General features: G+C 62.7%; 13 protein-coding genes. 12 read left to right on the forward strand and 1 reads right to left on the reverse strand.

Going from position 1 to position 13,917, the window contains the following annotated elements; all coding sequences use genetic code 11:
• The first annotated feature begins 1 nt into the window (after window position 1).
• The 6 genes from CWS72_RS19525 to CWS72_RS19550 all read left to right on the forward strand — a co-directional run bounded on the left by CWS72_RS19525 (window position 2) and on the right by CWS72_RS19550 (window position 7,358).
• A complete protein-coding gene (locus CWS72_RS19525) occupies window positions 2–574 on the forward strand; it encodes a cytochrome c oxidase assembly protein (protein ID WP_101252320.1) in 573 nt (190 codons plus the stop codon).
• Entirely contained in the window at window positions 571–1,377 is an 807-nt protein-coding gene (locus CWS72_RS19530) for a cytochrome c oxidase subunit 3 (protein WP_101252321.1), read from the forward strand. Before CWS72_RS19525 ends, CWS72_RS19530 begins: the two co-directional genes overlap by 4 nt.
• 214 nt (window positions 1,378–1,591) lie before the next feature.
• Window positions 1,592–2,092: an RNA polymerase sigma factor gene (locus CWS72_RS19535; RefSeq protein ID WP_206747705.1), complete on the forward strand. Its 501-nt coding sequence runs from the start codon at window positions 1,592–1,594 to the stop codon at window positions 2,090–2,092.
• On the forward strand, window positions 2,092–3,054 hold the full coding sequence (locus CWS72_RS19540; RefSeq protein WP_101252323.1) for a FecR family protein: 963 nt from the start codon (window positions 2,092–2,094) through the stop codon (window positions 3,052–3,054). The genes CWS72_RS19535 and CWS72_RS19540 overlap by 1 nt, the downstream gene beginning before the upstream one ends.
• 114 nt (window positions 3,055–3,168) lie before the next feature.
• Entirely contained in the window at window positions 3,169–5,592 is a 2,424-nt protein-coding gene (locus CWS72_RS19545) for a TonB-dependent siderophore receptor (RefSeq protein ID WP_158240728.1), read from the forward strand.
• A gap of 143 nt (window positions 5,593–5,735) precedes the next feature.
• Window positions 5,736–7,358 carry a PepSY-associated TM helix domain-containing protein gene (locus CWS72_RS19550; RefSeq protein ID WP_158240729.1) on the forward strand — a complete coding sequence of 541 codons (1,623 nt, stop codon included), beginning with the start codon at window positions 5,736–5,738 and terminating at the stop codon, window positions 7,356–7,358.
• 95 nt (window positions 7,359–7,453) lie between these two features.
• Here CWS72_RS19550 and CWS72_RS19555 read toward each other — a convergent pair whose 3' ends face one another.
• The gene (locus CWS72_RS19555; RefSeq protein ID WP_101252326.1) at window positions 7,454–8,362 is read right to left on the reverse strand and encodes a LysR family transcriptional regulator; all 909 of its coding nucleotides are present in this window, start codon (window positions 8,360–8,362) and stop codon (window positions 7,454–7,456) included.
• Between the two features lie 282 nt (window positions 8,363–8,644).
• On the opposite strand from CWS72_RS19555, the gene CWS72_RS19560 reads away from it, so the two are divergent.
• The 6 genes from CWS72_RS19560 to CWS72_RS19585 are packed head-to-tail and all read left to right on the forward strand — an operon-like array spanning window position 8,645 to window position 13,915.
• Window positions 8,645–9,559: a SphA family protein gene (locus CWS72_RS19560; RefSeq protein WP_101252327.1), complete on the forward strand. Its 915-nt coding sequence runs from the start codon at window positions 8,645–8,647 to the stop codon at window positions 9,557–9,559.
• Window positions 9,560–9,605: 46 nt separating this feature from the next.
• Window positions 9,606–10,406: a 5-oxoprolinase subunit PxpA gene (locus CWS72_RS19565; RefSeq protein ID WP_101252328.1), complete on the forward strand. Its 801-nt coding sequence runs from the start codon at window positions 9,606–9,608 to the stop codon at window positions 10,404–10,406.
• 6 nt (window positions 10,407–10,412) lie between these two features.
• On the forward strand, window positions 10,413–10,658 hold the full coding sequence (locus tag CWS72_RS19570; protein WP_101252329.1) for an acetyl-CoA carboxylase: 246 nt from the start codon (window positions 10,413–10,415) through the stop codon (window positions 10,656–10,658).
• Between the two features lie 14 nt (window positions 10,659–10,672).
• Window positions 10,673–12,079 (forward strand): acetyl-CoA carboxylase biotin carboxylase subunit, encoded by a 1,407-nt coding sequence (locus CWS72_RS19575; protein ID WP_199175808.1) that lies wholly within the window; start codon window positions 10,673–10,675, stop codon window positions 12,077–12,079.
• The gene (locus CWS72_RS19580) at window positions 12,076–12,951 is read left to right on the forward strand and encodes a 5-oxoprolinase subunit B family protein (RefSeq protein ID WP_101252331.1); all 876 of its coding nucleotides are present in this window, start codon (window positions 12,076–12,078) and stop codon (window positions 12,949–12,951) included. The genes CWS72_RS19575 and CWS72_RS19580 overlap by 4 nt, the downstream gene beginning before the upstream one ends.
• Complete coding sequence (locus CWS72_RS19585; protein WP_101252332.1) at window positions 12,941–13,915, forward strand: 5-oxoprolinase subunit C family protein; 975 nt, start codon at window positions 12,941–12,943, stop codon at window positions 13,913–13,915. The genes CWS72_RS19580 and CWS72_RS19585 overlap by 11 nt, the downstream gene beginning before the upstream one ends.
• Window positions 13,916–13,917: the final 2 nt, after the last annotated feature.

A 13,917-nucleotide genomic window follows, 5' to 3' on the forward strand; every position in this document is an offset into this window, starting at 1 on the left:
GATGAAGGGAACGGTGCGCACGGCTTTGATCTCAATCGCGGCCCTGGCCGCGATGACCGGCCTGGTCGCCGCCAGCGTGCCGCTCTATTCCCTGTTCTGCAAGGTGACCGGAGCCGGAGGCACGCCGCGCGTCGCCACCGGCCCCTCGCCCGCGCGGGGCGCGCAAATGATCGAAATACGCTTCGACGGCGCCGTCATGAAGGACATGCCCTGGCGCTTCCTCCCGGCGCAGAAAAGCATGAGCGTCCATCTGGGCGAGACCAATCTGGCGGCCTTCACCGCGGAAAACCTGTCGCAGGACACGCTGACCGGCACCGCCGTCTTCAATGTGATGCCGGCCAAGGCCGGTCCCTACGTCGACAAGATCCAGTGCTTCTGTTTTTCGGAACAGCGCCTCGGGCCCGGAGAAAAAGCCGAACTGCCGGTCTCGTTCTACATCGACCCGGCGATCGCGACCGACCCCGATACCAGCGACGTCCATACCATCACGCTGTCCTACACCTTCTTCAAGGCACGGCAGCAACCGGCCGCGAAACGCGCCGCCGGCGGCCCCACCAGCGAGGGTAGATCATGAGCGACGCCTCCGAAGCCGCCGCCCACGCGGCGCCCCATCCCTATCATCTGGTACCGCCCAGCCCATGGCCGGCGATGGGCGCGCTATCGGCCTTCGTGCTCGCCTTCGGCGCCGTCCAATGGTGGCATGGCAGCACGCCGCTGATCCTCGTCGCCGGCTTCCTGCTGGTGCTGCTCACCATGTTCGTCTGGTGGCGCGACGTGATGAGGGAAGCCCAGATCGAAAAGGCCCACACCGGGGTCGTGCGCCACGGCCTGCGCCTCGGCATGGGATTGTTCATCGCCTCGGAGGTGATGTTCTTCGTCGCCTTCTTCTGGGCCTTCTTCAACGCCGGATTTCTGGTCAACCCCTCGGTCAAGCAATGGCCGCCGGCCAATATCGCGCCGCTGGAAACCTGGGGCATACCCTTTCTCAACACCTTGATCCTGCTGTCGTCGGGACTGGCGGTGAACTGGGCCCATCATGCGCTTCGCCAGGGAGACCGCAGCGGCCTGCGCCGCGGTCTGGCCCTGGCGGTCGGCCTCGGCCTCGTCTTCCTCAGCCTGCAGGCTTTCGAATATATCCACTCACCCTTCGGATTCCGCGAGGGGGTCTATCCCTCGATCTTCTATATGGCCACCGGGTTCCACGGCTTTCATGTCTTCGTCGGCGTCTGCTTCCTGTCGGTGAACTTCTTCCGGGCGCTGGCGGGCGACTTCACGCCGGAACAGCATGTGGGATTCGAAGCCGCGGCCTGGTACTGGCATTTCGTCGACGTGGTGTGGATCTTCCTTTTCGTCTGGGTCTATTGGTGGGGAAGCTGAAGGACTTTCGGTCGAACTCCGCCTCTTGGGGCCTGGGACGGAATCACCGAACCAGGCCCTCTAGCCCGAGCGGCGCCTCTCGCCCGCCGACAGCGGAGCGGAGGCGCCCTTAGACATTCCCGGCAGTGACGGTTTCGACGCGGCATTTAATCTTGCGAATCATTCGCATCTCGATTACGACTGACCGGCCATGTCGAAACGCCGGGAAACATTATTGTCGAGCTTCGCCCAGCACAGGGAGGCGCTGTTGCGCTTCCTGGTGCGGAAACTTGGCAATGCGGCCCTGGCCGAGGATCTGGCACAGGAGACATGGCTGCGCGCCGCCAACGCCGATGGGCTGGCGGTCTTGGATAATCCGCGCCCCTATCTGTTCCGCATCGCCGCCAATCTGGCGCTCGACCACCAGCGCCATGTTGGATACGGCATCGAGGTCGAAGCGACTGAGGAGGTGGTAACGGCGGTGGCCGATCCCCGCCCGTCGCCCGAGGAGGCCACGCTTCAACGCGCCGAGTTCTGCCGTCTGATGGAGGTGGTGAATTCCCTGTCGCCACGTTGCCGGGAGGTGTTCATCCTGTGCCGCTTCGAGGGCATGACCCAGGCCGAGGTGGCCGGAAAATTGGGAATTTCCAGGGCCACCGTCGTCACCCATGTCGTCCATGCCCTGGCCGCCATCGAGCGAGCCATGGGGCCGACACACCGCCGGGGAGAGGCGTGATGACGGTTGAGCGCGACGGACGGGTGGACGCCACGATGATGGAAGAAGCCTTGCGCTGGTGCGTGGTGCTCCACGACGGCGACGCGACGGAGATCGACCATCGGGATTTCACCGGCTGGCTTGCCGAAGGACCGGCCCATGAGGAGGCCTGGTGCCGGGCTCAGGCAACCTGGGCCTATGCCGCCCGGGCGGAACCGGCATTCCGGAGGACCGAGGAACCGGGGCGATCCTCCCCCGCGCATCGCCCAACCCGGTGGCAGGGCTGGGCCCTGGCCGCCTCGGTCACGCTGCTGGTCTGTACCGGGGTCGTGGCCGGACGGCCGGATCTCTTGGCGGACCAACGGACAGCTGCGGGAGAGCGCCGGACCGTCACCCTGGAGGACGGCTCGACGGTGGAGATGGGCAGTTCCTCCGCGCTGTCCACCGTCATGGACGGACAGACGCGCCGGATCCTCCTGTATCGCGGCGAAGCCTTCTTCACCGTCGCCCCCGATGCCGCCCGCCCCTTCGACGTCGAGGCGGCGGGCGGCCGCAGCCGAGCCTTGGGAACGGCGTTCGACGTGAAAGCGAATGACGGCGCGGTTACCGTCACGGTCGCCGAACATGCCGTCGCCGTTTCCGTGCCGGGCCGGAGCGAGATCACGGTGCACCAAGGACAGCAGGTCCGTTATGGATCCGAGGGACTGGACGAAGTTGGTCCAGCCGATTTGCGCCAAACCCAGGCATGGCAGCGCGACCGCCTGATCTTCCAGGAGGCGCCGCTGGCCCAGGTGGTGGCGGAACTGAGCCGTTGTCGCGGCGGCATGATCGTCATCACCGACCGAAAGCTGGCCGCCCTTCCGGTCACGGCGGTTTTCGATACCACCCGGGTCGGCGAGGCCTTGCAGACCATGGCCAGCACCCTGCCGGTACGGCTCACCGATCTGGGAGGCATGCTGACGCTGATCCGCCCCGCCGACTGATCCATTCAACTTTTTTCGATTTCCCCATCCCACTGCTTTCAATCTCAGCCGTTTTAAGGTTATGAGATGCGATCGCGTCTCATTCTTAATTTACTCATGGACGTGGAGTGTGGGATGACGAAACTATCTGAACATGCGTTGCGCGGAGTACTGGCGGCGGCCCTCATGGGGGCTCCGGCGATGATGGTCGGATCCATGCCGGCGCCCGCCCGGGCCCAGGCAGCCGCCATGCTTTCGTTCGATATTCCGGCGCAGCCGTTGATCCCGGCCCTGGTGGCGTTTTCGGACCGGAGCGGCCTGCAACTGTTCTTCGATTCCGCCCTTGCCCGCGACCTGAAATCCCCCGGCGCGTCCGGGACCATGACCACCGAGACGGCCTTGCGCCGGTTGCTGTCCGGTACGGGCATGACCTATCGCTTCACCAACGCCGGCACGGTGACACTGGAAAGGGTCGCCACCGATGGGGCCATGACACTGGATCCGGTGACGGTGGAGGGCGGCACGGGGACGCTGGCCGAGGAAAGCGCCACCGGCCCCGTTCAGGGCTATGTGGCCAAGCGCGGCGCCAGCGCCACGAAAACCGACACCCCGCTGCTGGAAACGCCGCAATCCGTCTCGGTCATCGGTCGAGAACAGCTCGACGAGCGCAACGTCGCCACGCTGAATGACGCCCTGCATTACACCGCCGGCGTCTCGACCTATTACAGCAACGACACACGCAATGACGCCTTCAACATTCGCGGCTTCAGCTCGGACTTCTTCTATCTCGACGGCACCCGTCTTCCCGCCGTTCCGGGACGCGCGCTGGATCAATGGCGCATCGATCCCTACCAGCTCGAACGCATCGAGGTCCTCAAAGGTCCGGCATCGGTGGCCTACGGCCTCGGCGAACCGGGCGGAATGGTCAGCATGGTTTCCAAGATGCCGACCGACTATAGCCGTGGCCAGGTCGACCTGCTGGCGGGGTCCTACAATCACTTCGGAAGCGGCGTTGATATGTCGGGCCCGGTCGATGCCGAAGGCCGTGTGCTTTATCGCGCCATCGCCATGCAAAGCTACAGCGAAAACCAGGTCGATGATGTCAAGGGAACCCGAACCTTGCTCGCGCCGTCAGCCACGTTCCGTCTCAACGACCGGACCTCGGTCACGATGATGGCCAGCTATCTGCGCGACGACACCATGGATTCGAACAATTTCCTGCCCTATTACGGAAGCGTCAAGCCGACCAGCCAGGGACAGCGGATTTCGACCAGCCTGTCGACCAGCAATCCCGGATATGAAAACTACGACAAGACCCAGTATTCGGCGTCCTACCTCCTCGACCATCGCTTCAATGACGACTGGGCATACAAGCAGAATTTCCGCTATGCCCACCTCGACCTGGACAACCAGGCGATGTTCGGCTACGCGCTAAGCGGCGACCAGCAATCGATCCGGCGAGCCGTCATGAATTTGAAGTCGAATTTCGACGTGGTCGATCTCGATAATCAAATTCTCGGCAAGGTAAAAACCGGCCCCATCGATCATTCTCTTTTGTTCGGGTTCAATTTCACCAACCAGAATTTCGACGACAATGAGGGTTTTACCTATTCCGGCTATACTCTCAATCTCTATAACCCCACCACGCTGAACGATCCGGTAGCCAAGCCCCCCTTCAACGATACCCAGACCCGCCAGACCCAGCAGCAGTACGGTTTCTACGTTCAGGATCAGATGAAGTACGATCGGTGGATCCTGGTGCTGAGCGGGCGCCGCGACCAGGTTTCTTCCGTTACCCGGGACCTGCTGAGCGAGACCAAGGAACGACAGGACGATGGCGCGTTCAGCGGCCGGGCGGCCGCCATGTATCTGTTCGACGGGGGCGCAGCGCCTTATGCCAGCTATTCCTCGTCGTTTCAGCCGCTAACCGGAACGGACGCTTATCATCAGGCATACGATCCGCTGTTCTCAAGACAGGCCGAGGTCGGCGTCAAGTATCAGCCGGATTTCGCCAACGCCACCTTCACCACCTCGCTCTTCGATCTGCGTCAAAACAACACTTTGACCGCGGCGTCCGATCCGAGCTTGACGGGCTATGTCCAGGCCGGACAGGTCCGCAGCCGGGGCGTGGAATTCGAGGCGACGGCTCAACTGACGGAAAACATCAGGATCCTGGGTGCCTATACCCGCCAAAGCGTAAAGACCACCAAGGGCAGCGAAACCGATACGGCGGTCGGCAAGGTGCCCACCGCGACTCCCCGACAACTCGCCTCGCTCTGGCTCGACTACACGATCAAGCATGGCCCGTTCAGTGGCTTGGGTTTCGGCTCGGGAGCGCAATATGTCGGAGCGACCTACGCCAATGCTGACAACAGCTTGAGAGTCGATCCGTTCGCGGTCGTCGATGCGGCCGGCCACTACGATATCGAGCATTGGCGGTTCGTGCTTTCGGCAAACAATCTGTCGGACGAGATCTATGTCGCCCGTTGCGGCAACGTCACTCGTTGCCAATACGGCCTGCGCCGTAACGTCATGCTCACCGCCCGCTATTCCTGGTAAATCCCCCCCGCCGCCTGGGCCGCGATGGCCCGGGCGGCTTGCAACAAGCCCTGGATCACATGGATAGACCTTCATTGCCAAGCCAAGACAAGCCGTTTGAAAAGACGGATGAACACCATTTCCCGCGCTTCCGGGAACAGCCCATGAACCGGTCCGCGCCACGGCGCCTGTGGTTCCTGTGGCACTCCTGGCTGGCCCTGCCCATCTGGGTGTTCCTGCTGTTCGTCTGCGTCACCGGGACCATCGCCACGATCGACAAGGAAATCTTATGGCTGATCGATCCCGCCGTGCGGGCCGACCACGAGAATGGGACGGTCCGCAAGCCGCTGAACGCGGTTGCGGAGGACATCCACCGCCAGCTTCCGAATGCCGCCATCGCCGGCATCGCTTTCGGCGAACCCTACATGGCCCTGAAGGTGAGCCTCTACACGCCGGACGGGGCCGACACCACGGCCTGGGTCAATCCTTATAGCGGAATCATCCAGCGTATTTCGCACGGGATCAACTTCTCGGACTTCGTGGTGTCCTTGCACGGCTGGCTGCTGATGCCCTGGACGAAGGGAACACCGATCGGCTGGTATGCGGTGACCCTGCTGGGGGTACCGCTGCTGGGATCGGCGATCACCGGGATGGTGATCTTCAAGCGTTTCTGGCGGACCTACATAACATGGCCGAAGCTGCGGTTCCGCCAGGGCGCACGCCTGTTCTGGGGCGATCTGCACCGGCTGGCGGGCGCGTGGAGCCTGTGGTTCATCATCATCATCGCCGTCACCGGCCTGTGGTTCCTGGTGCGGGGAGTGATGTACGATCTGCATGTGCCGGTGGGCATGGAAGCGCCGGACATTCCCCGGCGCGAGGTTCCGTCGCGCAAAGCCGGCGAACCCTTGCCGGAAATCGACATCGACGGCGCCCTTGCCGCCGTCCGGACCGCCCGACCGGAAACCCGCCCCCTGGCCGTTATCCTGCCCGAACACGCGCGCGGCACGATTTCCGTCTACAGCCGCTCCGCTTTTCCCCTGCTGGCGGAAGAGGCCTGGGTTCACCCCTACAGCGGTGATGTCTTGATGGTGCGCGACTGGCGGAACGCCCGAACCTCCGAAGTGATCTCCACCCTCAACGCCAGTCTGCATTTCGGTAATTTCGCCGGCCTCCCGGTCAAATTGGTCTGGACATTCTTCGGCGCACTGCTCTCCACGCTGGTCGCCACGGGCACGGTGATCGGGGCCAGGCGCGCGGCGAAAGCAAGCCGCGAGATCCTGGCCACGGCCTCGCCCCTCGCCGGCGGCCCCCGCCGAGCGAGGTTCCGATGGCGCTTCTATCTCGGCGGCCTCGTCCTGATCCTGCCGCTGATGTCGTTTCCCCGCTATTTCACCGAGGTTTCCGCCCCGCCCCTGGGGGCGCACATCCTGCCCGGGCGAGAGGTGGGTCCGTTCCGGGTCACCCTGGCCGAAGTCATCCCGGGGGCACCCCGGCTCAGCGAACAGGGAGGCCTTCTCAAAGACTATGCCTTGCATATCGAAAACGGCTACCCGGACCGCATCCGCCTCGCCTATCTTCGCCGGGGCAAGCCGCCCCATGAGCGCAATCTGGGAGAAATCCTGGAAGGCAACCCCTATCGCCTGCATGGAAAGGTGCGTTTCCCGCCAACCCTCAAATCCTCCGACAGCCTGTGGCTGACCATCGAGGAATGGGACGGAACCCTGCACCAGACCTCCTGGCCTTTGGCCGAAGTCATGCAGGGCGTGACGTTCGGTGGAGAGTCCTGACGGGAAGCATTCTCCACGGAGTTCCGCCACGAAAGGCGGCATGACGAAGAACCTTCGAAATGAAAATAAAACGGGTGTCCCGTTTTCTTCCAAAGCTAAATCCGCCCCTGCTGGATTTGCAGGGCTTGGCGAAAATAGTCCCGAAATGCGATCTGAATTGGCGTCATTTCGGCGTCGCGCGCCCAGGCCAATCCGACATCCATCGGCGGAATGGGGAGGCTGGGATTGATCCTCTCGATCCGTTTTCCGTCAAGGGACCAGGGGCGGTAGACCATGTCCGAAAGCAGCGTCACCCCCTGACCGTCGGCCACCATCGAGCGAACCGCCTCGACCGATGATGTCCGCAGCAAGACGTTGGGGCGCGACGCCGCATTGGGCCAATATTTCTGTGTCGTTTGCGCCGCCTCATCGACCGTCAGCATGATATAGGGCTCGTCGACGAACAGCTCGAAGGACACCTCGCGCGCCTGTAACAGGGGATGGCGCGAACAGACCCACAGGCGCCGCGTCGAACTCAGCAGCGTCTCCGAGGCGATCTCAAGATTGCTCAGATTCGACGTCAGGAGCACCGCCATGTCGTAGCGGCGCCCCAGAAGCCCATCCTCGATCGCCTCGCGGCTCATCTCGTGAATCTTGACGGTGAGGTCCGGGAAAAGGCGTCGGATCCGCCCCAGGTGATAGGGGAGGAAATAACCGAGCACGGTATAAGTGGCGGCCACCGTGATGGTGCCCCTGATTTCCATTTGTGGGGTGGCAAGGCTCAGCGCCTCTTCCATCTTGGCCATGATTTCGTAGGCGTGCGACAGGAAGCGGCGCCCCGTGTCCGTCAACTCCATGCCATAGGGCATTCGCTGGAACAGATCGACCCCCAGGGTCATCTCCAGTTCCTTGATCGCCGTCGTGACAGCCGATTGCGAAATCGCCAGGGCGACCGCGGCCTGCGAAATCTGCCCGAGTTCGGCCGTCGCCACGAAATAACGAATTTGCTTGAAACTAAGAGCCATACCGCACCACCAGAACGCCTGCCTTCGATATTTCCAATAATCAATGCACAATATTTGTGCGTATGCAATTTTTGAGCAAAAAATAGGCCGTTTTGCGCTTTTTCCGGAAAATTCGCGTCTTTCGATATCAATTTATCCGAAAACGGCATGTCCAAAAATCGAATTTTTCAAAGATGAGGTTCATCTCTAAGCTTTTCGACAGTGGGAACAGGGGACGCCGGGCACTTCCCGCTCGATGCCCCCATTGGGGAAATTCATGATGGAATTCAAAGGGGACCGCTCATGAGAAGCCTGTCTTGCGTGGCCATTACCGTTATCGGCCTGGGCACCTTGTTCTCGCCCGCTCAGGCGAAGGAATTATGGACACCCTATCTGCGTGGCGTTGACGAGGGTCTGGCCTCAGGCGCCCTGCCCCCCGCCGGCGTCTACGGCGTTTTGAACAATTACTGGGCCGGCTACGATCAATATGACAGCAAGGGGCACAAGACGGGCCTCAAGCTGGACGCCTTGATCGAGGTCCCCGTCGTGCTGTGGGTAACCGGACTGAAGGTCCTGGGAGCCGATTACGCCGTCGCCCTGGCTCAGCCCTTCGACTACACCAACGTCAAGATGGCCGGGGCTTCCAGCCTGTCCAACAACGCCCATTGGGGCAACTTCAATACCATCCTGGTCCCGGGACAGTTGTCCTGGAGCCTTCCCAACGACCTCCATGTCAAAACCGGCCTGTCCGTCTATCTCGACGACGCCAGTTCCTCGCCCGCCCATCCGCCGTCGGGCGGTGGCGTCGGCGCCGGCAACGGACATTGGTCGCTGCAGCCGGACCTTGGCATCAGCTGGCTGCACGACGACTGGAATCTCAGCCTGGAGGTCCATTACGACGTCAATTTCGAGGATGGGAAGACCCATTACACCTCGGGTGATGATATTTCGGTCGACTACACCCTGGCCAAGACCATCGGAAAATGGACGGTGGGTCTGGGCGCCCATCAGCAAAACCAGATCACCAGCGACAGCGGAGCCGGGGCCGCCGGTTGCGCCACCAAGAACGGTTGCAAGGTGAATAATTACGGAATGGGTCCGCTCGTCGGCTATCAATTCACCGACATCAGCATCATGGCCGAATACAACCACAATCTATACGCCGAAAATGACGTCGCAGGCGAAATATTCAACGTAAGACTTGTGACAAAGTTTTAGTAAAAAGAAAATTTCTTCAATTAAACATACAAACGGAAGGTTTTTCATGTTGCATCAGGCGGTGGACGTGAACTGTGATCTTGGCGAAGGCTTTGGCCATTGGTCGTTGGGCGAAACCCCGGATATCGACCTTCTGCCGTTGATCAGCTCCGCCAATATCGCCACCGGCTTCCATGCCGGCGATCCGACCCGGATGGATTACACCGTCCAGCATGCCACTCGCCTGGGCATCGGACTGGGGGCCCATCCGGGGTATCGCGACCTTGTCGGCTTCGGGCGGCGTTTCCTTGATGCCCGGGCCGACGAACTGGTCAATGACGTGCTTTATCAGCTGGGGGCCCTCAGCGAATTCGCCGGCCGCCACGGCGGCAGCCTCCAGCATGTGAAGCTGCATGGCGCGCTCTACATGCATGCGGCGGCCGACGAGGATTTCGCCACCCTGCTGATCGATACGCTGCGCCGCGTCCGCCCAGACCTTTACGTCTACTGCATGGCCGGTTCGGCCCTTCACAGGGCGGCGGAAGCCTCGGGTCACCCGGCGGTCCGCGAATTCTATGCCGACCGCGACTACGGCCGCGACGGATCCATCGTGTTCCGCCGCCAGATCGCGGCCCCCGACCCGCTGGCTCTGGCCGACAAGGTGGTGCGCGCCTGCCGGGACGGCATGGTGACCACCGTCGACGGGGAAGACATCCCGATCGCCTTCGATTCGATCTGCTTCCATTCGGATACGCCCGGCGCTCTGGCGATCGGCCGGACCATCCGCGCATCGCTTCAGCGGCACGGCATCCGAATTGCACCGTTGATGGATGTGGTCCATCCACGGACGCCAGAGGACAAGGAGTAACACATCATGGCGATTATCGTCGTTCGCGCCCCGATTCCCGGAATTTTCTATGACAAACCGGCCCCGGATCAGCCCCCGTTCAAGACGGAAGGCGATAGCGTCGCCCCCGGCGACAGCCTGGCCCTGGTTGAGGTGATGAAGACGTTCAACCCGGTCAAATCCTCGAAAAATGGCCGCTTCGTCCGTTACCTGGTGGAAAACGAGGACGAACTGATGGCTGGTCAACCGATCGCCGAAATCGACGTGGACTGAGTGGGATGTTCGAAATGACCGACAGAAAACCGGCCGGACGAATCCGTAGGCTCCTGGTGGCCAACCGCGGCGAAATCGCCGTCCGGATCATTCGCGCCGCCCATGAACTGGGGATTCAGACGATCCAGGTCCACAGCCAGGCCGACGGCGACATGCTGGCGGCGCGGCTGGCCGGAGAACGCATCGAGATCGGACCCTCGCGGGCCAACAAGTCCTATTTGCGGCCCGAAGCGATCCTCGACGCGGCGCGGCGGACCGGCGCCGACGCCATCCATCCCGGTTATGGCTTCCTCGCCGAAAACGCCGAATTCGCCGACATGACCGAAAACGCCGGACTGATCTTCGTCGGCCCCTCCGGCGACATCATGCGCACCATGGGCGACAAGGCCCGGGCCCGCAAGGCCGCGGAAACCGCGGGTGTGCCGACGGTCCCGGGTAGCCGGGGCGTGGTTGCCGACGTCGACGAGGCCCTGACCCTGGCCGAGGCCATCGGTTATCCGCTGCTGCTGAAGGCCACGGCCGGCGGCGGCGGACGGGGCATCCGTCTGGCCTCCAATCCAGCCGAGCTCAAGGATTTGTTCATCCAGGCCGCCGCGGAAGCGCGTGCCGCCTTCGGGGATCCGGGGATCTACCTCGAACGCTTCATCCCCCGCGCCCGCCATATCGAGGTCCAGGTGCTGGGCGACGGCGAAAACGTCATCCATCTGTTCGAACGGGAATGCTCCCTGCAACGCCGCCGCCAGAAGATCTGGGAAGAAGCCCCCGCCGCCAGCCTCGACGACGACATCCGTCAACGCCTCTGCCGCTCGGCGCTGGAACTGGCCCGCGCGGTCCGCTATCGGGGGGCCGGCACGGTCGAATTCCTCTATGACGAGAACCGACGGGCCTTCTATTTCATCGAAATGAATACCCGGATCCAGGTCGAACATCCGGTCACCGAAATGGTCACCGGCATCGATCTGGTGCGGGAAATGATCCGCATCGCCGGCGGCCATCGGCTGTCCCTGCGTCAGGAGGATATCCGCCTGACCGGCCATGCCATCGAATGCCGGATCAATGCCGAGGATCCGGCGCTCGACTTCACGCCGGTCCCGGGGACCGTCGAAACCTTGCACATCCCCGGCGGCCCCGGCCTGCGCTTCGACACCATGCTCTATCCCGGCTACACGATCCCACCGTTCTACGATTCGCTGCTCGGCAAACTGATCGCCTGGGATCACAGCCGTCCGCAGGCCATCAGCCGCATGGCGCGCGCCTTGCGCGAAATGCGCATCACCGGCGTGCCCACCACCTTGCCCCTGCTGCTCGAACTGACGGGCGCCGCCGATGTCCGAGAGGGCGCCGTCCACACCGGTTGGCTGGAAGAGTGGCTGGCATCGAAAACACTCGATCTCCCCCTGGAAAAGGCGGCCTGCCCATGAAACCGAGATATTCCTTTGGCGGCGACGAGCATGTCTTCGTCGAGTTCGGCGAAGAGATGTCCCTGGAGGGCTTCTTCGCCAGCATGTCGCTGACCAACGCCATCCGCGACAGCCGCATTCGCGGCGTGACCGAGATTTGTCCGGCCAACGCCACCCTGTTGGTGAAATACGATCCCGATGTCATTTCCCCCGCCGACATGATGGGGGAGATCCGCCAGTTGGAGACCGCCGCCGAAAAGACCGAGCCGGTCCTGCGGACCCGCATCATCGAGATGCCCGTCTACTACAACGATCCCTGGACCCATGAAACCCTGATGCGCTTCCGCGACCGCCATCAGGCCCCGGACGCCACCGACCTCGAATATTCGGCGAAGATTTCCGGCTATGACGACGTTTCGTCCTTCATCGGCGCCCACGCGGGCTCCCCGTGGTTCGTCTCGGCCGTCGGGTTCGTCGCGGGACTGCCCTTCATGTATCAGATGGTCGAGCGTCCCTTGCAGATCGACGTTCCCAAATATCTGCGTCCACGGCTTGACACCCCGCGCCTGACCGTCGGCCATGGCGGCTGTTTCGGCTGCGTCTATTCGGTGCGCGGCGCCGGTGGATATCAGATGTTCGGCGTCACCCCGATGCCGATCTACGACCCTCGGCAAGAACTCAACTATCTCCGGGACTTCATGATCTTCTTCAAGCCCGGCGACATCGTGAAATTCAAGCCGGTCGGCCGCGAGGAGTATGACGACACCGTGCGACGGGTGGATGCCAACAACTTCGAGCCGCTGATCCGGCAGGTCACCTTCAATCTCGAGGACTTCCACAAAGCCCCGACAGCCTGCAATCAAGCCTTGGAGGGCATTCTCCATGACCGTTAACGTGCTGCAGCCCGGACTATCGACGACCGTGCAGGACCTGGGGCGCCCCGGCTTCTACCATGTCGGCATTCCCCTGTCGGGCGGCATGGACCGCTATGCCCTGATCGCCGCCAATCTGCTGGTCGGCAATGACGACGGCGACGCGGTTCTCGAAACCACCTTCCTGGGACCGGAATTGCAATTCCTGGAGGACGCGCTGGTCGCGGTGACCGGCGCCGACCTGCCCCCCCTGGTCGACGGCGTCGAGCAGCCCGTCTGGGAAGCCTTCTCCATTAAGGCCGGCCAGGTTCTTTCCTTCGACTATCTGCGTTCCGGCGCCCGCTCCTATATCGCCATTGCCGGCGGCATCGACGTGCCCCTGGCCCTCGGCAGCCGATCCACCTATGCCCTGGGCGGCCTCGGCGGTTATCAGGGACGCGCTCTCAAGGCCGGTGACATGCTGAGTGTCGGTCCGGCGAAACGGCCGGCGGGTCCCGGCCGCGGCATTGGCCCCGAACTCCATCCCCCACTGCCCACGGTGACGGAACTGCGCATGCTGCCCGGCCTCTATTGGCACCGGATGACCGACGAGGCGGCCGCCAACTTTTTCGAAGACGTCTGGAAACTGGCGCCGGAAGCCGACCGCATCGGCGGACGCTTCCGCGGAGGACGCTCGCCGAAGCTGGTCGACCGGCCCCAACCCTTCGGCGCCGGCTCCAACCCCAGCAACATCACCGATGCCTGCTACCCCTATGGTTCGATCCAGATCCCCGGCTGTCTGGAACCCATCGTCCTGCACCGCGACGCCGTTTCGGTCGGCGGCTATTTCATGGTGGGGACGGTCATTTCGGCAGACATGGATCTGATCGGGCAATTGCCGCCCAACGCCAAGACCCGCTTCGTCAAGGTCGATATGGAGCAGGCGCTGGAGGCCCGCCGGGCCTACCGGAGACGCCTCGATCGGCTGCGCGCTTCTCTGTCTTAAAG

Source organism: Telmatospirillum siberiense (assembly GCF_002845745.1).
Lineage (GTDB): Bacteria > Pseudomonadota > Alphaproteobacteria > Rhodospirillales > Magnetospirillaceae > Telmatospirillum > Telmatospirillum siberiense.

Coding starts and splice junctions, on each gene's coding strand:
- CWS72_RS19555 (WP_101252326.1), bottom strand. CDS start 8,362: ATGGCTCTTAGTTTCAAGCAAATTCGTTATTTCGTGGCGACGGCCGAA.
- CWS72_RS19575 (WP_199175808.1), top strand. CDS start 10,673: ATGACCGACAGAAAACCGGCCGGACGAATCCGTAGGCTCCTGGTGGCC.
- CWS72_RS19560 (WP_101252327.1), top strand. CDS start 8,645: ATGAGAAGCCTGTCTTGCGTGGCCATTACCGTTATCGGCCTGGGCACC.
- CWS72_RS19585 (WP_101252332.1), top strand. CDS start 12,941: ATGACCGTTAACGTGCTGCAGCCCGGACTATCGACGACCGTGCAGGAC.
- CWS72_RS19570 (WP_101252329.1), top strand. CDS start 10,413: ATGGCGATTATCGTCGTTCGCGCCCCGATTCCCGGAATTTTCTATGAC.
- CWS72_RS19550 (WP_158240729.1), top strand. CDS start 5,736: ATGAACCGGTCCGCGCCACGGCGCCTGTGGTTCCTGTGGCACTCCTGG.
- CWS72_RS19545 (WP_158240728.1), top strand. CDS start 3,169: ATGACGAAACTATCTGAACATGCGTTGCGCGGAGTACTGGCGGCGGCC.
- CWS72_RS19525 (WP_101252320.1), top strand. CDS start 2: ATGAAGGGAACGGTGCGCACGGCTTTGATCTCAATCGCGGCCCTGGCC.
- CWS72_RS19580 (WP_101252331.1), top strand. CDS start 12,076: ATGAAACCGAGATATTCCTTTGGCGGCGACGAGCATGTCTTCGTCGAG.
- CWS72_RS19540 (WP_101252323.1), top strand. CDS start 2,092: ATGACGGTTGAGCGCGACGGACGGGTGGACGCCACGATGATGGAAGAA.
- CWS72_RS19565 (WP_101252328.1), top strand. CDS start 9,606: ATGTTGCATCAGGCGGTGGACGTGAACTGTGATCTTGGCGAAGGCTTT.
- CWS72_RS19530 (WP_101252321.1), top strand. CDS start 571: ATGAGCGACGCCTCCGAAGCCGCCGCCCACGCGGCGCCCCATCCCTAT.